This window comes from Nonomuraea antri (assembly GCF_013283785.1).
GTDB lineage: Bacteria > Actinomycetota > Actinomycetes > Streptosporangiales > Streptosporangiaceae > Nonomuraea > Nonomuraea antri.
Genome location: NZ_JABCPZ010000212.1, coordinates 1 through 19503, shown reverse-complemented (window position 1 = coordinate 19503; position 19503 = coordinate 1). Strand labels below are relative to the sequence as shown.

Genomic DNA, 19503 nt, shown 5'->3' with positions numbered 1-19503 from the left:
CAGAAGACACCGGAAACCGGTGATAACCACTGGAAGCTGCTTTCGCAGCTCAGGACCGGTACCGAGGCGAAGGCCAAGGTCAACGAGGAGGCGCGAACAGAACCCGGCCTACAGGCCGACTCGTCTCACCATCCTTAATGTGTCGGCCTGGGTTGTTCTCGCGTCGGCCAGGCGGCTATTTCCTGCGTTTCGACGAACGGCGATTGGTGGATTTCCCGCCGCCGAAGAGGAACCCCTTCAGACGTTCCTTGATGCTCTTCTGTTCTCCGCTCAGCCGGTTGGGCGCTTCCTTCGACATCCAGGAGAGATTTTCGAGGACGACTGACCGCTTCTTGTTCGCTTCATGGGGTGCGTCGAGGATGGAAACCAACTGCCAAGCGATTTGCGTCGTGACCGTGTGCTTCTTGCCGTAGGCCTGTTGACTGCGGGTAAGGGCTTCGAAGAGCAAGGAGTGTGCCTTCGCCGTTTCACCTTGTGAATGGAGGGAAATGGCGAGGCTTGCCATCGCATGAAGGGTACTTGGGTGTCGGTCGCCGAGGAGTTGTCGGCGGGCTTCGAGTACTTGTTCTTCGAGGGCGCGGGCGCGGTCGTATTCACCTTGCGCGTAGATGGTGGCGGCGAGGTTGGCGAGTGCGGTGATGGTGTTGGGGTGTTCGTTGCCGAGGAGTCGGTGGCGGGCTTCGAGTACTTGTTCTTGCAATGCGCGGGCGCGGTCGTATTCACCTTGCACGCGGTGGGTGGCACCGACGTTGGCGAGTGCGGTGACGGTGTTGGGGTGTTGGTCGCCGAGGAGTTGTCGGCGGGCTTCGAGTACTTGTTCTGCGAGGGCGCGGGCGCGGTCGTATTCGCCTTGAACATGGAGGCTGGTGGCGAGGTTGGCGAGTGCGTCGAGGGTTTGGGGGTGCTGGTCCCCTAGGAGTCGTTGGCGGGCTTCGAGTACCTGCTCTCGGAGTGCGCGGGCGCGGTCGTATTCGCCTTGAGCATGGAGGCTGGTGGCGAGGTTGGCGAGTGCGTCGAGGAAGTGCGGGTGTTCGTTGCCGAGAAGTCGATGGCGGGCTTCGAGTACTTGTTCTTCGAGGGCGCGGGCGCGATCGTATTCACCTTGCACGTAGATGATGGCGGCGAGGTTGGCGAGTGCGGTGACGGTGTTGGGGTGCTGGTCGCCGAGGAGTTGTCGGCGGGCTTCGAGTACTTGTTCTGCGAGGGCGCGGGCGCGGTCGTATTCACCTTGCGTGTAGATGGTGGCGGCGAGGTTGGCGAGTGCGGTGATGGTGTCGGGGTGTGCGTCGCCGAGGAGTCGGCGACGAACTTCCAGCACCTGCTCCTCCAAAATGCGACTTTCTCGGTACTGTCCCGCGCTATGGAGAAGGGTCGCCTGGTAGGCTAGAGCGGTTACGGTTTCGAGGTCCTCCGCCCCAAGGACCGTGACGAACGCCTCGACGAGGCGATTCTGCAACTCCGTGGCCTGCGCCCATTGACCTCGGAGATAAAGAGCCTCGACGAGATCTCGGCCGGCGCGCAAAGTGTCCACATCGACTTCTCCGAGCTTTCGAATTCTGGCCTGATAGACCTCCTCCTGAGCCTGAAGCGCCTCGCGACTATCGCCCTTCTTCAGCAGGATCAGCCCTTGGGTGTTGCGGCAGCGGAGATATTCGAGGGTGCCGGCGGGAAGACGCCCGGCCGAGGTCAGGGCTTCCTGGATGACGGTCGCCGCCTGGTCCAGCCTTCCTCTGTCCAAGAGATAGCGGGCGATTCGGTCCAACAGGTCGATCGTTCCTGCGGTGTCGACATGGAGCCGCCGAGCATGTTGCGCGCTCGAAAGCGCGTGCGCCAGCATTGTTTCGCAGGTCGGCCAATACGCGGGGTCGTTCGTCTCCCTGGGAAATGCCTTGCTCATCGACGCGAGCGCGAACCCCGCCCACCGGGATTCGTCCGCGGCCAGCTCGGTGCGCGTGACGGTCTGCACCATGCGATGGATCGACATGAGCCCGTCACCGGTCTTGGCCAGGAATACTCACGGAGTGCTTTGGTGGCCCTCATACGAGGGAGCGGAGCTGTCAGCGCCTCCGTCAGCTCGTCCGGCATGCCCGGTACGGGAACGACCCTGTCCAACGGGATCGCCTCGGCACCGAGGAACGCGGCCAGCCGGAACAAGGCCACAGCGGCCGGGGATTGCTCGGCCAGCCGGTCGAAGGCCACCCGCCAGGTGGAAGCGATCGTCACCTGATGGTTTCCCGTTCGCCCCTGGACGAACAACTCCGGCGACTGCTCGTGCAGTTGGCCGAGGTAGTCGGTGGCGGCCATTCCGTCCGCGATGACGCTCGCCGCCTGGGCCAGCGCCAGCGGCAGGCATCCCAGGGCCTCCGCCAATTCACTCGCCGTGCCGGCGTTGGTCACGCCTCCCCACTGCCGCAGGTATTCCACCGCGGCGGGTACCGGAAGAACGTCGAGGGTCCGGATCTCCGCGTGGGGCCATTCCGGACGCCGAGAGGTGATGAGCACATGCCCCGTGTGCCTCTCGGGGAGCAGCGGCAGAAGCCCGTCGGGGTCCTCGGCGTTGTCGAAGATCAGCAGCCAGTTCTTCCTGCGGCGCAACGACTGGCGAAGGGCGGCTATCGCCTGATCGTCCTTCTCGAACGGCAGGCCCAACTCCGTGGCGAGTTCGGTGTAATCGCCCCGCAACGTGGTCGGGTCCTCGGCTCGCACCCACCACACCACGTCGTACGCGGCCCCGTGCCGGAACGCGAACTCGACGGCGACCTGCGTTTTACCCAGCCCACCCAGTCCGGTGATCGCCTGGATCGCGGCGGCTGGGCGGTCGGTGCGCAGGGCGCGATACAGCTCCGTCATCAGGTCGTCGCGGCCGATGAAACGCGGGTCAGGACGGTGCCCGCGGAGCTGGCAGACCTCCTGCTCGGCACCCGGAAATCGAACCTGCTTCGCCGACTTGCCAGGGAAGCCGGTTCGGGCGACCCGCTCGACGCACTCGGCGACCCCGGCCAGAAGGCGACGGCGGGCCTCGTCCTCGGCGTCCAGGCCGCTGAGGTCGATCGACATCAGGGTGCCGATCGCCGCTGAGACGTTGGCCTCGTTCACCCGGACGGGAATCAGCGCGCGTTCCTTGCCCTGAAGCCCTTGGTATCGAGCGGCGGCGGTGCGGGCGGCGACCTCCGCGTCATTCTCGGCTGACAGGATGTGGAGGGTGTGGCGGCTGGTGGACAACGCCTCGTCGATCTTGTCGAGCAGATCGTCCCCGGGCCGGAAGTCCCATGCCTTGAGTATCACCCCGTATCCGGCGCTTTCCAGCTCGAACGCGAGCCACTCCGCCCACTGCACGTCGGCGTCCGCGTGACTGATGAAGAAGTCTGCGGTGTATTCGGTATCCGACACAAAAAGCTCCTGGACTCGGCCGCCTAACCCGCTTCTACCGGATCAACGGCGCGTAGCGCCTGGAAATCGGGGATCGCGCGGGGATCGCCGCACGGAGTCGGCGACGCCGGCCAGCAACCGGCCGCGCGCCTCGTCCTCTTCCATGCCGACCAGGTCGATATAGGCCAAGGGGCCGAGCAGCGGGGTCACGTCGCATTCGGCGACCCGGACCGGAATGAACCGCCGTTCTCCCTCGGCCAGCGATCGGCGATAGGCCGCGGTCCACTCCGCCCGGGTGTAAAGCGAGGCGAGATAGTGGGAGGAGAGCACGCCGAGAGTCCGTCGGCAGGTCGCCAGGGCGTGGTCCATGGCCGCCATGAAGTTGTCTCCAGGGCGGAAGTCCCACGCCTCGATGATCGTGGTGTGTCCGGCGGTCTCCAGCGTCGCGGCGATCCACATGGCCCAGTCCTCATCATTGCCGTTGTAGGTGATGAAGAAGTCCTTGTTCGCCATGACGCCTCCGCTGGCAGCGGGATGAAACCGCTCAACTCTATGCCAGACCGGCGTTCCGTACGGCGATTGTCATCGAGGTGGGGCGGTCAGGAGGCTCAGGTGCGTTGCTGGAGGCGGATCATGTTGCCGGCCGGGTCGCGGAAGGCGCAGTCGCGCACCCCGTACGGCTGGTCCATCGGCTCCTGGATGACCTCCGCGCCGCCCGAACGGACCCGTTCGAACGTGGCGTCGACGTCGGTGGTCGACAGCACGACGCCCGCGAACGTGCCCTTGGCCATCATCTCGGAGATCGTGCGGCGTTCGTCCTCGGTGATGCCGGGGTCGACGGCGGGAGGCTGCAGCACGATGGACGTTTCCGGCTGCCCCGCCGGGCCGACCGTGATCCAGCGCATCCCGGCGTACCCGACGTCGTTGCGCACCTCGAAGCCGAGCGTGTCGCGGTAGAAGGCCAGGGAGGCCTCCGGGTCCTCGTGCGGCAGAAAGCTGGCGTGGATGGAGATGTCCATGGCGATCACGCTAACCTCGGCCGGGTCATCGACACTTCTCGTTTCGTGATCGGTCTGGTCACCTGTGCCGGGGCGAGTCGTGATCGGTCTGGTCACCTGTGCTGGGACGAGTCGTGATCGGTCTGGTCACCTGTGCCGACAGCGAGTTGTGATCGGCCCGGTCACCTGTGTCCGGGGTGAGGCGTTCTCCTGGCCGTCACGGGTAGGGGGTGTTCATGGCAACGCTCATGGATCGGGTACGCGCGTACCTGCGCAGCCCGCAAGGCAAGGAAAACGTCGAGAAGGCCAAGCGCCTGGCCCGCGACCCGAAGAATCAGCAGAAGGCCAAGAGGTTCGTCGACAAGCTGCGGACGAAGCGCCCGCACTGACCGGCGCCGACCGTCAGCGATCGCCGGCCAAGGTCCGGGTGACGAGTTCGGCGACGTGTTCGACGGCCGCGATCCCGGCGCCCATGCCCGCGTTACCCCGGGAGATGACGGCGATCAGGTAGTCGTGGTCGTCGCCGCGTACCCGGCCGATGCTGTTGATCGTCCAGCGGCCGTCGTCGCGTTCGCGGGGCAGCCAGCCGTTCTTCAACGCCACGTCCGAGCCCGGACGCCGGGCCGCGCTGACGCCCCACGCCTGTTCCGGGGCCACGTTCGCCATCAGGCGCAGGAGGTGGCGGCGGTTCACGGCGTTGAGCGGGCTCGCGGCGGAGGTGAGCGCGGTCAGCAGGCGTACCTGGTCGGCGGCGCTGGTGGTGGTCGCGCCCCAGGCGCCGTCCGGCCCGGGCACGGTCCGGCGCAGGCCGAGCCGCCGGTTGGCGGCGGCCAGCCCCCGTCCGCCGCCGATCACGCTCCACAGCGCGCTCGCCGCGTCGTTGTCGCTGACCTCGATCGCCAGCGCGGCCTGGCGCCGCTCCCACGTGCTGAGCCCGCGCCGCCGCCGCTGCGCGCGCAGCAGCAGCGCCGCGACGAGGTCGACCTTGACGATGCTGGCCGTGGCCGTCCTGAGCGCCCGGTTGTAGGAGAAGGACGCGCCGGTACGCAGCTCGCGTACGGACACGGAGAGCTCCCCCGGCCGTCCGTCCAGGTAACGGTCGAGGGAGCGGGAGAGATCGTCCTGTTTCGTCACCGCGAAGGAAGACCCTGCTCAGCGAAAGGAAGACCCTGCTCAGCCGCTGAGCCGCTCAGCGCCTACCCCGGCGTCGGACACCCCGGCCGCGCGGTCCGCGCCCGGGTAGTACTCGGCCCAGTCGGCGTCGCTCATCCGCAGGATCTTCACCCCGGTGAATCCGAGCGCGATGACCGGCAGCGTCCAGAACACGATGATCAGCGGGTTGTACTCCAGCGGGAACGAGAACACGTACCCGACCGCCACCAGCGCGGGCACCCACCAGCCGACGAACCCGGTACGCCACACGGCGGCGGCCAGGATCGGCAGGCCCAGGATGGCCAGGAACATCCACGGCATCTGGAACCCGTAGATGACGCCGGGCAGGTCCATCATCTCCTTGAGGATGTCCTGAGCCTGGTCGGGGTAGTGCCGGCCGAGCCACCACTCGACCGGGTCGGTCAGCAGCAGCCCGGAGGCCGAGATGTAGCCGACCACGGCCGCCGCCCCCGCGAGGTGGCCGAGCACGGTTGCCTTCCGCCTGGTCAGGTGCATCAGGCCGAGCGCGGCCAGCGCCATGAGCAGCCAGCTCCAGTGGTAGAGCGCGGACTCGGTCTGGGCCAGCGCGGGGTTGTCGCCGTAGCTGACGGACTCCCGATCGTCGCCCCACGTGCCGGGGTCGAGTACGGCGGCCACGGCTTGCAGGAGTGGGGCCACGATGAGCAAGGTGCCTGCCGCGAGGCGGCGGAAGGTCACCTGGTCTTTCAACATGCGCACGACAGTAGGGCGGCCGGACCCGCCCGGTCGTCCACCCGGTGACTGACCCGGTGTCAGCCGCGCGGCGGACCGGGGGCGAGGGACGCGAGGCGCACCCTGGACGCCCGCGTCCCTCTCGATCCCCTGGGAGTCAGGATCGATGCCGCGGATCCCGGTGGACGCGCCCGGAGTCGGCCAGGCGCGCCCGCCATCAGCGGCACGCCGCCGACGTTAGCCGCGCGCCCGCCCGCCGTCTGCGCACGACGACACAGACGACGGGGAAGGTCAGGCGGAGCGGGCGTCCCAGGCCGCGAGCACGGCGCGTTCCTTCTCCGGCGCCATCCCGTGCGCGCCGTAGACGCGCTCCTGCTCCGGGACGTCCTTCAGCCACGCCCACGTGTCGCGGACGATCTCGGCCACCGGACGCGCCCGCAACCCCGCCGCCTCGGCCTTCGCCGTGGACACCGACCAGAAGTTGTCGGTCTCGGACGAGGCCGGCCCACCCCACAGCGGCAGCTCGACGAACGTGCCGACCCCCTGCTCGGCCAGGAACTCGTCGGCCATCCAGACGAACTCCGCGCCAGAGCCGGTGACCTGCTCGCACAGCGCCAGCCACTCGCCGTACGTGGTGTTGCCCGCAGGGCCCGTCACCATGAACCGGTCGGCGACCCCGCGCTCGGCCTGGTCGAGCGTGAAGACGGCCAGGTCGCGCACGTCGATGAGCTGCATCGGCGTGGCCGGGTCGCCCGGGGCCGGCACCCGGCCGCCGTGCGAGATCCTGGTCAGCCACCACGGCAGCCTGCCCACGTTCTCGTGCGGGCCGAGGATCAGGCCGGGCTGGATGATCAGCGCGTTGCCGTCGAACCCCTGCTCGACCGCGCGTTCGCAGCCCGCCTTCAGCACCCCGTAGTCGCCGTCGTCAGGACCGGCGTCGGGCGCGCACTCCCAGATCCCGGACGCGTCGGTGGCCGGCTTGCCGGGGAAGCCGTCGACGGCCGAGACGCTGGAGACGAAGGCGTACGTCGTGGCATGGCCGGACAGCGCCCGCACCGACTCGCCGACCACGCGCGGCACGTAGCCCGAGGTGTCGACCACGAAGTCCCACGTGCGGCCGTCGGCCAGCCGCTCGAGGTCGGCGCGCACCTCCCGGTCGCCGCGCACGGCCTCGACGCCGGGCAGATCGGGCCCGCTCCTGCCACGGTTGAACGTGGTCACCTCATGCCCGCGCGCCAGCGACTCCGCCGCCAGCGCGCGCCCCAGAAACCTCGACCCGCCGATGATGAGAACCTTCATGGCCTCATTCTTCGGGTACGACCAACCCCGCAGGAGAGGTCTTCACGGACAGCGTAGAAGGCGGCACCATGTGCACCCTGGCCGTGCCGATGTCGAAGTAGATCCCGACGAGCTGGAGCTTGCCCGCCCTGACCTGTTCGTCCACCTTCCGGTAGGTCCGCAGGTTCTCCAGCTGCTGCTGCACGTTCAGCCGGCACAGCAGGTCGAGCGCGCCGTCGTGCAGCCGCTCGTCGTCGTTCTCGATCAGCCTGGCCAGGCTGTGGTTGCCGTGCCGCAGCCAGCGCCGCAGCCCGGGCAGGCTGCCCGCGTGCACCCCCGCGCTGAGCACCCCGGCCATGGCCCCGCACCCGGAATGCCCGCACACGGTGATGGTGTGCACGCTCAGGACCTGCGTGGCGTACTCGATGGCGGCCACCACCGAGTCGTCGTGCGGCTCCGCGCCGCGCCGCGGCACCAGGTTGCCGATGTTGCGCACGGTGAACAGGTCACCGGGACCGCTGGAGGTGATCAGGCTGGGCACGATCCGCGAGTCCGCGCAGGTGATGAACAGGTGCGTGGGCTGCTGCTTGCCGGCCAGCTGGCTGAAGATGGGCCGCACCAGCGGCGCCGTGCGCCGGTGGAACTCGTGCGCGCCCGCCGTCAGCCGGCACTCCGCCGCCGGCGGCGACTCCGCCGAGGCGGGCTCGGTGGGCCTGGCCGGACGGTGCCGCCGATGCGCCCACGGCAGCCACCAGCGGCCGGAGGCCCGGGGCGGCGACTTGGCGGTGGACATGCGGGTGCCGCTGGTCGCCATCGTGTACCACTCGTCGTGCAGCTCGTCGACGTCCACCGTGCCGCCCATGCGCTCGTGGTCGAGCCGCCACGAGTGCAACGCCTCGAACGCCGCGTTGTCCATGAAGTCGATGTTCAGATCCAGGTCCACGGTGGCGCCGGCGGGGATGGACCGCAACGCCTGGGTGAGCATGGGCACCCCGAGGAACGTCAGCGAGCCGGAGACCGTCACGTGCAGCCGTCCATCGCGCTCGGGGTCCTTCCTGACGGTGACGTGGGTCAGCCGGCGCAGCGCCAGCACCGCGGCCAGCGCCAGCCCGGCCACCACGCCCTCGGCCAGCCCGAGCACGATCACCCCGGCCATCGTCACCAGGTAGACCGGCACCTCGCCGTGGCCGTGCACCTTCCTGATGTGACCCAGGTTCACCATCTGCACGCCGATGAAGACCAGCAACGCGGCCAGCGCCTCCAGCGGGATCAGCTTGATCGTCCAGCCGAAGCCGAGCGCGAACACCAGCACCCACACCCCGTGCAGGATTGTCGAGGCCCGCGTGCGCCCGCCCGCCCGCACGTTGGTGGTGCTGCGCACGATCACGCCGGCCACCGGCAGGCCGCCGAGCACCCCGGTGAGCATGTTCGCCACGCCTTGCCCGGTCAGCTCCCTGTCGAGGTCGGAACGCGAGCCCGTGTGCAGGCTGTCGATCGCCACGCAGCACAGCAGCGACTCGACCCCGGCCAGCAGCGCCACCAGCAGCACGGCCAGCGCGATCAGGTGCCAGTCGCCGCTGGGCAGCTCGGGAACGGTCCAGGAGGTGACGCTGTTCGACAGATCGACGCGGGTGACGTCCCAGCCGAACGCCCACGAGGTGAGCGCCGCCACGAGCAGCGCGGCCAGCGGCGCGGGCACGGTCTTGACCTGCGCGGGCAGCCGCGTCCACAGCGCGAGCACGGCGATCGTGAGCAGGCCGACCGCGACCTTGTGCCCGTGCAGGTTCAGTATCTGGCCGGGCAGCTCGACCAGGTTGGCCAGCGCGGAACGTTGCGAGCTGCCGCCCAGCACCACGTGGAGCTGGGAGAGCGCGATGATCACGCCGACGGCGGCGAGCATGCCGTGCACCACGGCGGGGGAGACGGCCAGCGCCGCCCTGGCCACCTTGAACAGGCCGAGCAGCAGTTGCAGCGCCCCGGCCATCAGGGTGATCATGCAGGTGGCCGCCCACCCGTAGGTGTGGACGAGATCCACCACGACCAGCGACAGCCCGGCCGCGGGGCCGCTCACCTGAACGGCCGAGCCGCCGAACGCGCCGGCCACGATGCCGCCGACCACGGCGGCTATCAGCCCGGCGGCGAGGGGAGCTCCTGACGCCATCGCGATGCCCAGGGAGAGGGGCACCGCGACGAGGAAGACCACGAGCGAGGCCGGCAGATCGTACCTGAGAGTACTCAGCCAGCTACGGTGCGTATTGGCGATCACGGAGCAAACCCTAGTGCTCCACCGGCCCGTCCTCTAAGAGGTCATCGTGGGGCTTTACCCATTAATAGGAGCCCCAGGTCAGCGGTAGTAGTCGGGGTGCTCCTGCTCGGGCGCGTGACGGTGCCCGCCGCTGCCCTGCCTGCCCGCTCCGGCCTGCGGAGGCGCGCCGTACATCTCGCCGTAGGTGGGCCACGGCGCGCCCGCCGGCGGCTCGGGCCAGCCCGCGCCGGTCGCGGGCGGTGCGGCGGTGTAGTCGCCGGTCTCGTACGCGTGCATGGACGCCGGCGCGGCGGGCGGCGCGGACAGCACGTCGTCGTAGGCCGAGACCGCGCGGCCGGGCACCGTCGGGGTGCTGCTGGCCGGGGTCGGGCCGGTGAGCGCGTCGGAGTCGTCGGCCACGGCCCAGCCGGAACGCACCTCGTAGGACGAGCGGGTGGCGGCGGGCTGCTGCGGCTCGAACGCCGGCCACGAGCCGCTGGGGCCGCTCGGCGTGTAGGAGCCCGGGGCCGGGTCGTCGAGGATGTCGGGCGAGGCGGCCCAGGAACCGGACGTGGTGGCGGCCGACTGGCCGGTCCAGGAGGTCTCGTTGTAGGCCGGGAACGGGTCGCTGGTCGGCGCCGCGTGGATGGGCGTCGTGGGCGGGGCCACCGGGAAGGAGCCGCTGGAGAGCGGGCTCGCGGCGGTGTTGCCGGAGATCGGGTTGGCCGGGAAGGAGCCGTGGCCGCCGGCCTGGTAGCCGCCCGTGCTCGTGGCCGGGAAGGAACCGCCGGTCGACAGCGGGTCGGGACGCGCGGCCGGCACCTGCGGGGTGGCCGGCACCTGCTGCGCGCCCGCGCCGAGGATGGTCATCACGTCGGGCGTCGGCGCGGAGAACGTCATCGTGCGCTGGTCGGCCAGGTCGGCGGCGGACGGCGCCTGCCGCTGGACCGGCTCGACCAGGTCGGCCAGGTTGGCGGAAGCGGCGGCCGCGGCGGGCACGGGGCGCTGCGCGGCCGGAACGGGCCGCTGCGGCAGCGGGGCCTGGACGGTGGCGGCGTTGGGGTCGGCGGCGACCGGCTCCCGCTTGGCGGCGGGACGCCCGGCGGGGGCGGCCGCGGGCCGCTCGCGCTCCACCGGGCGGGCGGAGGCCTTCCTGGCCGCGACGGTGCCACCGGCGCCGAATCCGCCCTCTTCCGCGTCGCTGCGGATGTTGGCCCAGAACTCCTCGTCCTCGACGTCGGAGCTCGGGTTGCCCCACTCGTCGACGCCACGCTTGCCCCGCTGGCCCGTACGCACCGGTTTGGGCTTGGGCTCGTCAATGGGGCTGAAGTCGGGGCTGAAGTTGTTCATACGGGGTTCGTGCGCGGCGAACTCATCCGTGGACCGAGCATGGGTCATCTCCTCCTTCTCGGCCATCTGCTTGAGCCGTTCCGGAGGGAGAGAGCTCTCCCGGCGGTTCATGGATCGCATGCCCAGTGCCACGACGACGAGCACGAGGAGCACGACAGCGACCAAGCTCACTATAACCGCGGTCATTGCACCACCCTCAAAGCCATGGCCTCCCTGTGGCACCGGTGAGATCGCGCGGCCATCGACGCGACCTGCCCCCTTTGATCACCAGTGCCTAACAATTGGATCTGATTGTGTCGGACCACTATGAGCGTTGTCACACCCTAAGTGAAGAATTGGTAACCACTACTACCAGCGGTGTTCGAGGCCTCACTCGATGTCAACCGTCGTGAGCCGGCCGCGGGCGATCGTGTTACCGGCGATCTCCTTCAAGACCTCGGGGAGGGGGGCGCCCTCCGAGGACTTCACCCTGGCGCTCAGGGTGTAGACGGTGAACCGGTAGCTGCCCTTGTCGTTGCAGGGGGGCTCGTAGCCCACCTTCCCGCTGGTCGCCTTGGCCTGCCCGGATCCCTCCGGCGGATCCGCGGTGGCGTTAGGCCCCAGCTCGGTCGTGGTCGCCGGGATGTTGTAGAGCACCCAGTGCACGGCCGAACCGGACGAAGTGATGGAGTCGACCACGATCGCGATCGACTTGGCCTTGGGCAACGGCTCGCTCGACCAGCGCAGCGGCGGACTGCCCTGATCGCCCTTGCAGGAGTAGTCGCCCGGCAGCGGCATGCCATCGCGCAACTCCGGGCTCGAGACGTTGATCTCGGCGATCTCGTTGGCCTGGGATCGTCCGACGAGCGAGCAACCCGACAGCGCGAACGCGACAGCGACCACCGTCGCAGTGACAGTGGCGCGGCGCACGCGTGATGCCGTGTTACACAGCCCCATGCCGGACGATGCTACGCGGCTCTCGGCGGTGCGCAGACCGTTTCTCGATGGTCCGTCGCCGGTAAAGGAGCCGAAAACGGCCGTAATAGGGACAATAAAGCAGTGAGCTTGGACACAAGCATGACCATCGGCATGCGGTCGGATCTTCTGCTCTTGGTGTTCGCGCACCCTGACTGGCCTGCTGCTTTCCCCTGAACGGCGGTCGCGGGACGGGTCCGGGCGGGGTGCGCGCGCCCGTCAGGGGAGGGAAAAAACCAGGTGCGCCAGCTTGTCATGGCATGTCACTGGACAGGACGGCATGTCTTGTCGGACAGGGACCGGAAGTGACGGCGTTGTTGCGGGGGTGCGGCGCCGTCGGGGGTGTGCCGCCGGGGGTGTGTCGTGCCGCCGGGGCCCTGTGGTGCCGATCGGACGGCGGCTGCCACGTCTCGTGAGGCGCGCTGCGGTGCGGTCCCGCGCTCGCCCGTCCTGGCTGGCACGAACGTGGCGCCGCCGACGTCGGCCGAGCTCGACAGCCTGCGACTGGCCGCCACGAGCATCGCACCGGTGACCGGGCTCGGCGGGCAGACACGCCGACGCGCCCGGCCGGTCTTTGCCGACGCCCGCCGCGGGTCCGGTCATCACCGCCGGGCTCGAAGCGGCTGATTCTCGCGAGCCGTGCCGCACGGTGCGTATAGGACGGACACTGACAGATCACCGGGAAGCCGCGCACCATAAGCTGGCCTTGTGACGTCAACTGGCCCGCTACGTGATCCGGCGAACCGCGTCTCGCCCAAAGCCGTCCGGCTGTGGCTGCTGGAGGCCCTGGTGGCGTTCGTCTTCTTCGTCGGCGGCTCGGTCATCGTCGCGCAGTGGGTGGGCGGCAGCGGCTGGTCGTGGGTGCCCGGCTGGTTCGCCGGCAACTGGTGGGTGCTGCCCGCGGTGGTCGGGGTGCTCACCACGCCGTTCCTGGTGGCCGAGCCGTTCGTGAGGTACGCCGTACACCGCTGGGAGCTGTCAGGGGACGTGGTTTACGCCCGGTCGGGGTTCCTGACCAGGGAGTGGGTGTTCGTGCCCGTCAGCCGCATCCAGACGGTCGACAAGGGGCAGGGCTGGATGGAACGGATGCTCGGGCTGGCGACGCTGGAGATCCGCACCGCCTCGCACGCCGGGTCCTCCACGATCAAGGGGCTGGACTTCGCGGTGGCGGCGGGGCTGGCCGAGCAGCTCGCGCACCGCGCGGAAGCGCTCAGGGACGACGCCACATGACCGAGCCCCCGCACCCGGACAGCCCGGACAGCCTCCCCGAACCCGCACCGGAACCGCCTGCGGCGGTGCGGACGGCGTTGCGGTTGAGCCCCAAGGTGCTGCTCATCGACCCGGTCCGGATGCTGCCCTCGCTCCTCCTGCCGCTGGTCGGCGTGCTGTTCGTGGGCGGGTTCTCGGCCAGGTCGTACCTGTGGGCGGCGCTCGGCCTGGCCGGCACCGTGGTGTTCGCGGTGGTCAGGTGGCTCACCTTCACGTACGAGATCGTCGGCGACCGGCTGGAGATCAAGCGCTCCCTGGTCAGCCGGTCGATCAGGACCATCCCGGTGGAACGCATCCGAGGCGTCGACGTCTCCACGCCGCCGATGCACCGCCTGCTCGGCCTGGCCATCCTCAAGATCGACACGGGGGCGAGCGGCGACAAGGAGGAGGCCGCGCTCGACGGCGTGACGGTCGCCGAGGCGGAACGGCTCAAGTCCGTCCTGCTGCGGGCCGCCGCCCTGGCCCCGCACGCGCCCCCCACCGGGGCCGCCACCGGGGCCGGCACTGAGGTCGGCACCGACGCCGGCGCCGCACCCGTCCAGGACGAGCACCTGATCATCGGGGTGCCGCGCCGCTGGCTGCTGTACGGGCCGCTGTCCGGCGCGTACCTGCTCACCCCGTTCGCGCTGGTCGGCGGCGCCATCGGGCTGGCCTTCCAATGGGGCAACGAGCTGGGCTTCGGCCAGGACGCCGCGTGGACCGCTGGGGAGTGGCTGTGGGCGCACCCGTACCTGCTGCTGGTCGCCGTCCTGCTGCTCGTGCTGGCCATGCCGTTCGCGGGCGGGCTGATGTACGCGGTCTTCAACTGGGACTTCCGCCTCCTGCGGCGCGGCGGCTACCTGGTGGCCGAGCGCGGGCTGATCAACCGGCGCAGCGTGTCGCTGGAGTCGGGACGCGTACGCGGCTACGAGATCGTCGAGGGCCTGGCGGAACGGTGGGCGGGGGTCGCCCGCGTCTGGGCCATCGTGACCGGCCTGGGCGACAGCGAGACGCGCGGCCAGCTGCTCCCCGACGTCCCGCGCCCGGTCGCCTCCGACGTCACCCGCGCCGCGATCGGACCCTACCTGGCGGACCTGCGCCCCCACCCGCCGGTCGCGCGCAGCCGCCGCCTGTTCCGCGCGGTCTTCCCGTGGCTGGCCCTGGCCGTGGTGAGCGCGGCGGCCGCCTGGCTGACCGGGATGATGCTGTGGTGGATCCTGCTGGTGCTGGCCGTGCTGCTGGCCGCCGCCGGCGTCCCGCTGGGGCTCGACAGGTACGCCTCGCTCGGGCACGGCTACGACGGCGTCCGGCTGTCGGTGCGCTCGGGCTCGCTGCGGCGCTCCCAGGCCGTCGTCGAACGGCGCGCGGTGGTGGGCTGGCGGCTGCGGCAGACCTGGTTCCAGCGGCGGGCCGGGGTGGTCACGCTGATCGCCGGGGTGGGCGCGGGCAGCGGCGGCTACTCGGCGCTGGACGTCTCCGAGACGCAGGCGGTGGACTTCCCCGCCGAGGTGACCCCGGAGTGGCTCACCCCGTTCCTCACCCGCCAGGAACCCTGACCGGACCGGGCTGCACCGCGCGGGCTCGCGTAGAGCCCGGCGGGTGCGCCGGTGGGCCGGTCAGTCCTGGCGGCGGGCGCCGAACATGATCTCGTCCCAGGTCGGGACCGAGGCCCTGCGGCCACGGGAGCCCTTCCTGGCCTGGCGGGCGGCGGGCGCGGGCGGCGGCGAGGGCACCGGCACCGGCGGCTCCTCCTCCTTGCCGTCCTCCTTGTCGTCCTTCCCCCGGCGAGCGGCGGGGACGGCGGGCTCGGGAGCCTTGGGCGCGGGCTTCGGCTTGGGCGCGGGCCGGGGCTTCACCTCGGCCGGCTTGTCCTCCTGCGCTTCGGCCTGAGGAGTCTCCGCCTGCTGGGTCCCGGCCTGCGGGGTTCCGGCCTGCTGGGTCTCCTCCTGAGGAGTCCCGGCCTGAGTTTCCGGCTGAGGTGCTTCAGACTGGGGTGCTTCCGGCTCGCGGGCCTCGGGCTCCTGCGCCTTGAGCTGCTGCGGCTCGGGCTCCTGTGCCGCGGGCTGCTGCGCTGCTGGCTGCTGAGTCTCGGGCTCGCGTGCTTCCGGCTCGCGGACGTCCGGGGCGGCGGTCGGCGCTACGGCCTTCGCCACCTCGGGCTCGACCACGGGCGTCTCGGCCACGACCTCTTCCGGCGAGGACTTCGCCTCAGGGGCAGCAGCCTCGGGAGTTGCCTCCTCCTTCGGCGCGGCCTCTACCACGACAGCATCGGGAGCGGTCTCCGTGCTCGCGGCGGCCGTGGTGACCGCAGCGGCCGGGGCGGTGTCCTCGGGTGCCGGGTCGGCGGCCTCCTTGACGACCGTGCTCGCCTCGGCGGCCGGCACGGACTCCGCCGCGACGGGGGAGTCGGCGGCTGCGGACGGCTGGCCTGCCTGCACCTCAGCGGCCACCTGCGGCGCAGCGACCGGCTGAGCCTCGGCGACTGTCTGGGTCTCAGCGACTGTCTGGGCCTCAGCGACCGTCTCGGTCTCAGGGGCCGACTGGGGCTCAGCGGCGGTTTCGGGCTTCGTGACCGTTTGGGTCTCAAGGACCGTCTGCGGCTCTGCGACTGCCGCTGCCTGCGCGTTCGCCGGCTCGGCGGTCTCCGGGGCGGGGGCGGTGACCGGTGCGGTCGCCACGACAGCGGCGGCGACCTCAGCAACGCTCGCGGTCTCCGGGGCGGTGGTGGCGCCGGCGGTCGGCTCCTTGATGACGGCGTTGTCCGGTGTGGGGGCGGTTGCGGCGTCCGGCGTCGTGGTGACGGCGGAGGGCATCGCGCTCACGTCGGGTGTCGCGGTCCGCGCGTCAACGGTCCCGGCGGGCGCGCTGGGCGTGCCGGTGGCGGGCAGGCTGGACACCCCGGTGGTGGCGGGGGGCGCGGCCGGTGGTGCCTCGGCCGTTGCCGGGACGTTCGGCGGCGCGTCCGTCACCTGCGCGGACGCCTGCACGGGCGCGTCGGTCACCTGCGCGGGCGCCTGGGCGGGCGCCGGGCGGTACTCGTCGTGGCCTTCCCCGGTGTCCTGGATGCGGACGTCGGCGGGAGGGGACGGCGGGGTGACCGGTGAGTAGATGGTCTCGCCGTCACGACCCCCGGGACGCTCGGGGGAGCGGGCGGCGCCGAAGTCGGGCAGCCACGGCGAAGACCCGCCGCGGCGCGACTGCGTGTCGCCGGGGCGGGCGTAACCGGTCTCGCGGCCGGGCGGCTCCTGGCGGAGACCGGCATCCCTGGCCGAGTCAGCACGGTGACCGGCGTCTCTGGTGGCCGCATCGGGACGGTAGCCCGAGTCTCTGGTGGCCGCGTCAGCGCGGTAGCCCGAGTCCCGGGTCGCAGCGTCAGCGCGGTAGCCGGAGTCTCTGGTGGCGGCGTCGGAGCGGTAGCCCGAGTCTCTGGTCGCCGGGTCGGCGCGGTAGGCCGTTTCCCCGGACGAGTCGGGACGGTAGGCCGGCGGCTCGCCCCGGCGGTTCGGGTCGCGGGGTTCGACGCGGTAGACGGGCTCCTGCGTACCAGGAGGAAGGGGGTCGCGGCCGAAGGGCGCGGTGTCCGGGCGGTCGCGGGCCGGCAGGTCGGACGTACGCGAATAGGACGCCTCCGCGCCCCGCACCGGCGGCGTGTACCCGACGGCGGGCTCCTGCTCGGCGTCGCGGCGCACCACGGACGGGAACGGCAGCGGGTCGGAGGCCAGCGGCGGCACCGGCTGCAGCTTGGCCACGCGCGGCGCGAACGGCGTCACCGTGGTGTCCTCCACCACGGCGGGATCGGGGTCGAAGTCGGCCGACGACAGGCGCAGCGCCTCGTCGTCGTGCGGCGTGACATGGCGCTTGCGCGGGTCGAACAGCCACTCGGCGTGCCTCGTGTGACCGTTCCACACGTAGCCGAGCTTGACCCGCCACAGGCCGTCGTCGCGCTTGGCGGAGTCCCAGTCGATCTCGTCGGTGGGCACACCTCGCCTGTTCAGCCGCTCGGCGACGAGGTCACCGAGCGTCGGGCCCGGGGCGGACTCTCCCGGCATGCGCACGGCGACACGCTGCGCCTGCTGGGCGACATACTCCCGCTCCTGCAGCACCGGCCCCTCGAACCAGCGCACACGCTCGACCGGGATGCCGGCGGTCGCGGCGATCTCCTCCGCCGTCTCTCCGGCGCGAATGCGGGCCTGGATCTCCTTGGGGCGCAACGGACTCTCCACTTCGATCTCGTACTGGCCGAGACGGGAGAAGTTGCCGCGGACGGCAGCACGGAGCCGGTCGTCCACGGGAAGCGTGAAGCGCGTACCTCGCCCGGCAGTAGCCAGCACGAGATAGGTGCCGTCCTCACTCACCGCGACGAGTCGGAGCTCCTGCATGCGAGTCCCTTCGTCAGCGTGCTCATTCTTCCCCCGGACCCTTGAGTCTCTCGCGTGTGCCGGTTGCCTGCCAGCACCGTACCCGGCATGTCCGAACATCGCCTTCCTGGGACGGCCCGGAGACGATGTGACGCCGGTCACATTTGTGGAATCCATCCCGTTAAAGCCCGCCGTTGTGCATGAGGAGGTTAGAGCTCCTCGACGGATTCTGGCGAATCGCGCTGTGCGCCGGGATGCACTTCAGTGAAGCCGCCAGAGCGGATGGGTCTGCTTCAGGATGGTGCTCCAGGTGCCGGGCGGCGGCGCCGGCGACCTGCGGGGCGAGCGCGGAGAACACTTCGCCGCCGGGGGTGACCTGGCAGATCCCGGAGTCCGCCGCGCCCACGACGAACACGCCGGCCTGCACGAGGCCGCGTACGGCCGTGTCGAGCGCGGGGGAGTCCGCGCCGTCGATGGACAGGTTCGCCACGGACGGACCCCGGGCGTGTCTGCGTATCCAGTCGAGCCCGGCGATGACGTCGGACAGCGAGCCGGGTCCCGCGCAGCCGAGCACCCGGACGGAGGCGATCCTGGCCGCGGGCGCGATGCCGGTCACGCGGCCGGCCGCGATCCTGGCGACCTGGGTGCCGTGCCCGGTGCAGTCGCGGCCGGTGCCGCCGGTGGCGTCGAAGGCGTGCCAGGCCCGGTCGCCGAACTCGGGCCTGGCGACGTCCACGCCGCTGTCCACGACGTAGACGGTGGCGCGGGCGCCGGTGCCCCAGTCGTCGGTGGGACGGGGCGTCCTGCGTACCGGTATGGGGTGCAGTTGCCGGTCGGCCTCGACGGTGAGCACGCGCGGGTCGGCGCGGAGCTCGGCCAGTTCGGCGGCGGTGAGGAAGGTGGCGAATCCGGGCAGCGCGGCGGTGTAGAAGCGGCGCACCCGCCAGCGCACCTCGCCGACGAGATCGCGGGCGTCCGGGCGGCTGCGCGCCGTGACGATGTAGGGGCGGCTCGGCTCGGTCACGGCTGGGCGCAGGGCCTTGCCCGATGCGGGCGTCATGGCGAGGGGAACGGCTGTCGTCGCGGCGGTCGCCATGGCCGCGGCGAGATAGACGGAGGGTAGGCCGAATCGTCGGGGCACGAGCTATGAGGGTTCCTGTCACGCAGGTCACAGGAACAACGGGACACGCGCTCGCGTCTATTCACGAGGAAGCTCTTTACCGAACGCATGACAAGAGGGGACTGATCCGGGGGATGAGCGGCGACCAGCGGAAATTCGAGCTGAGCGGGCCGCAGATCGTGGGAAGTGCCCTCGCCGCGGTGACGGCGGCCGTGGCGGCCTCGTACCTCGGCGTGGCGGGCACGGTGATCGGGGCCGCGGTGGTCAGTGTCGCCAGCACCGTGGCCACCGCGGTGTACACGCACTACCTGAAGCGTACGGGGGACCGGGTCAGGCAGCACACGCTGACGGGCCGGCGCGAAGACGAGCACGAGCACGCCGCTGATGAAGCCGGCGCGGACGAACCCGCCGAGGGGGAGCGGCGGGGCGCGCGGCTGCCGTGGCTGAAGGTGGGCCTGGCCGCGGCGCTGGTGTTCGCGGTCAGCATGGGCGGCATCCTGGCCTACCAGGCCGTCGCGGACACGACCGTGCACGAGCAGGTGACCGGCAAGGCGCCGCACCGCGAGCAGCGCGACCAGCCGCCCGCCGAGCGGAACACCCCGGGGGGTGACGACACGCCGGTCACGGACGCGCCCGCGCCCGGCGAGAGCGGCGAACCGTCGCACTCGCCCAGCACGTCGCCGACCACCGCCCCACCGGCCGAGACGCCCACCCCGACAC

The 19503-nt window shown here is 70.9% G+C and carries 15 protein-coding genes and 1 pseudogene; 4 read left to right on the top strand and 12 right to left on the bottom strand.

Annotation, left to right across the window (positions count from 1 at the left end):
• Positions 1 to 175: 175 nt before the first annotated feature.
• The 4 genes from HII36_RS43325 to HII36_RS43310 form a co-directional block, all read right to left on the bottom strand.
• Positions 176 to 1969 carry a tetratricopeptide repeat protein gene (locus tag HII36_RS43325; protein ID WP_173529175.1) on the bottom strand — a complete coding sequence of 598 codons (1794 nt, stop codon included), beginning with the start codon at positions 1967 to 1969 and terminating at the stop codon, positions 176 to 178.
• Entirely contained in the window at positions 1894 to 3390 is a 1497-nt protein-coding gene (locus HII36_RS43320) for a tetratricopeptide repeat protein (protein WP_173529174.1), read from the bottom strand. The genes HII36_RS43325 and HII36_RS43320 overlap by 76 nt, the downstream gene beginning before the upstream one ends.
• 42 nt (positions 3391 to 3432) lie before the next feature.
• Positions 3433 to 3882 carry a toll/interleukin-1 receptor domain-containing protein gene (locus HII36_RS43315; RefSeq protein WP_173529173.1) on the bottom strand — a complete coding sequence of 150 codons (450 nt, stop codon included), beginning with the start codon at positions 3880 to 3882 and terminating at the stop codon, positions 3433 to 3435.
• Between the two features lie 95 nt (positions 3883 to 3977).
• On the bottom strand, positions 3978 to 4388 hold the full coding sequence (locus HII36_RS43310) for a VOC family protein (protein WP_173529172.1): 411 nt from the start codon (positions 4386 to 4388) through the stop codon (positions 3978 to 3980).
• Positions 4389 to 4603: 215 nt separating this feature from the next.
• On the opposite strand from HII36_RS43310, the gene HII36_RS43305 reads away from it, so the two are divergent.
• A complete protein-coding gene (locus tag HII36_RS43305) occupies positions 4604 to 4756 on the top strand; it encodes a hypothetical protein (RefSeq protein ID WP_173529171.1) in 153 nt (50 codons plus the stop codon).
• Positions 4757 to 4769: 13 nt separating this feature from the next.
• Here the strand turns inward: HII36_RS43305 and HII36_RS57335 are convergent, their stop codons facing one another.
• The 6 genes from HII36_RS57335 to HII36_RS43275 all read right to left on the bottom strand — a co-directional run bounded on the left by HII36_RS57335 (position 4770) and on the right by HII36_RS43275 (position 11985).
• Entirely contained in the window at positions 4770 to 5501 is a 732-nt protein-coding gene (locus tag HII36_RS57335) for a serine hydrolase (RefSeq protein WP_173529170.1), read from the bottom strand.
• 39 nt (positions 5502 to 5540) lie between these two features.
• A complete protein-coding gene (locus HII36_RS43295) occupies positions 5541 to 6251 on the bottom strand; it encodes a hypothetical protein (protein ID WP_173529169.1) in 711 nt (236 codons plus the stop codon).
• Positions 6252 to 6521: 270 nt separating this feature from the next.
• A complete protein-coding gene (locus HII36_RS43290) occupies positions 6522 to 7529 on the bottom strand; it encodes an NAD-dependent epimerase/dehydratase family protein (protein ID WP_173529168.1) in 1008 nt (335 codons plus the stop codon).
• 4 nt (positions 7530 to 7533) lie between these two features.
• Entirely contained in the window at positions 7534 to 9774 is a 2241-nt protein-coding gene (locus HII36_RS43285; protein WP_328808153.1) for a SulP family inorganic anion transporter, read from the bottom strand.
• 78 nt (positions 9775 to 9852) lie between these two features.
• On the bottom strand, positions 9853 to 11274 hold the full coding sequence (locus HII36_RS43280; RefSeq protein WP_173529167.1) for a hypothetical protein: 1422 nt from the start codon (positions 11272 to 11274) through the stop codon (positions 9853 to 9855).
• A 198-nt stretch (positions 11275 to 11472) separates the two neighbouring features.
• Positions 11473 to 11985, bottom strand: coding sequence for a YbhB/YbcL family Raf kinase inhibitor-like protein (locus tag HII36_RS43275; RefSeq protein ID WP_328808152.1), 513 nt, complete (start codon positions 11983 to 11985; stop codon positions 11473 to 11475).
• 780 nt (positions 11986 to 12765) lie between these two features.
• On the opposite strand from HII36_RS43275, the gene HII36_RS43270 reads away from it, so the two are divergent.
• Positions 12766 to 13287 carry a PH domain-containing protein gene (locus HII36_RS43270; RefSeq protein WP_173529165.1) on the top strand — a complete coding sequence of 174 codons (522 nt, stop codon included), beginning with the start codon at positions 12766 to 12768 and terminating at the stop codon, positions 13285 to 13287.
• Positions 13284 to 14861 (top strand): PH domain-containing protein, encoded by a 1578-nt coding sequence (locus HII36_RS43265; protein ID WP_217370684.1) that lies wholly within the window; start codon positions 13284 to 13286, stop codon positions 14859 to 14861. Before HII36_RS43270 ends, HII36_RS43265 begins: the two co-directional genes overlap by 4 nt.
• A gap of 60 nt (positions 14862 to 14921) precedes the next feature.
• On the opposite strand, the gene sepH is transcribed toward HII36_RS43265, so the two are convergent.
• Together sepH and HII36_RS43255 are read right to left on the bottom strand one after the other, a co-directional pair.
• Positions 14922 to 17684, bottom strand: a complete 2763-nt coding sequence (gene sepH, locus HII36_RS57330; protein ID WP_236004511.1) for a septation protein SepH — start codon at positions 17682 to 17684, stop codon at positions 14922 to 14924.
• Positions 17685 to 17844: 160 nt separating this feature from the next.
• Complete coding sequence (locus tag HII36_RS43255; RefSeq protein ID WP_173529164.1) at positions 17845 to 18804, bottom strand: S8 family serine peptidase; 960 nt, start codon at positions 18802 to 18804, stop codon at positions 17845 to 17847.
• Between the two features lie 113 nt (positions 18805 to 18917).
• Between HII36_RS43255 and HII36_RS43250 the strand changes: the two are divergent.
• A pseudogene (locus tag HII36_RS43250) lies at positions 18918 to 19503 on the top strand (hypothetical protein); the annotation flags it as partial.

What these genes read in the sequence shown, in the direction of transcription:
- HII36_RS43325 (WP_173529175.1), bottom strand. Translation starts at nt 1,969, where the DNA reads ATGGTGCAGACCGTCACGCGCACCGAGCTGGCCGCGGACGAATCCCGG.
- HII36_RS43315 (WP_173529173.1), bottom strand. Translation starts at nt 3,882, where the DNA reads ATGGCGAACAAGGACTTCTTCATCACCTACAACGGCAATGATGAGGAC.
- HII36_RS43310 (WP_173529172.1), bottom strand. Translation starts at nt 4,388, where the DNA reads ATGGACATCTCCATCCACGCCAGCTTTCTGCCGCACGAGGACCCGGAG.
- HII36_RS43305 (WP_173529171.1), top strand. Translation starts at nt 4,604, where the DNA reads ATGGCAACGCTCATGGATCGGGTACGCGCGTACCTGCGCAGCCCGCAA.
- HII36_RS43295 (WP_173529169.1), bottom strand. Translation starts at nt 6,251, where the DNA reads ATGTTGAAAGACCAGGTGACCTTCCGCCGCCTCGCGGCAGGCACCTTG.
- HII36_RS43290 (WP_173529168.1), bottom strand. Translation starts at nt 7,529, where the DNA reads ATGAAGGTTCTCATCATCGGCGGGTCGAGGTTTCTGGGGCGCGCGCTG.
- HII36_RS43265 (WP_217370684.1), top strand. Translation starts at nt 13,284, where the DNA reads ATGACCGAGCCCCCGCACCCGGACAGCCCGGACAGCCTCCCCGAACCC.
- sepH (WP_236004511.1), bottom strand. Translation starts at nt 17,684, where the DNA reads ATGCAGGAGCTCCGACTCGTCGCGGTGAGTGAGGACGGCACCTATCTC.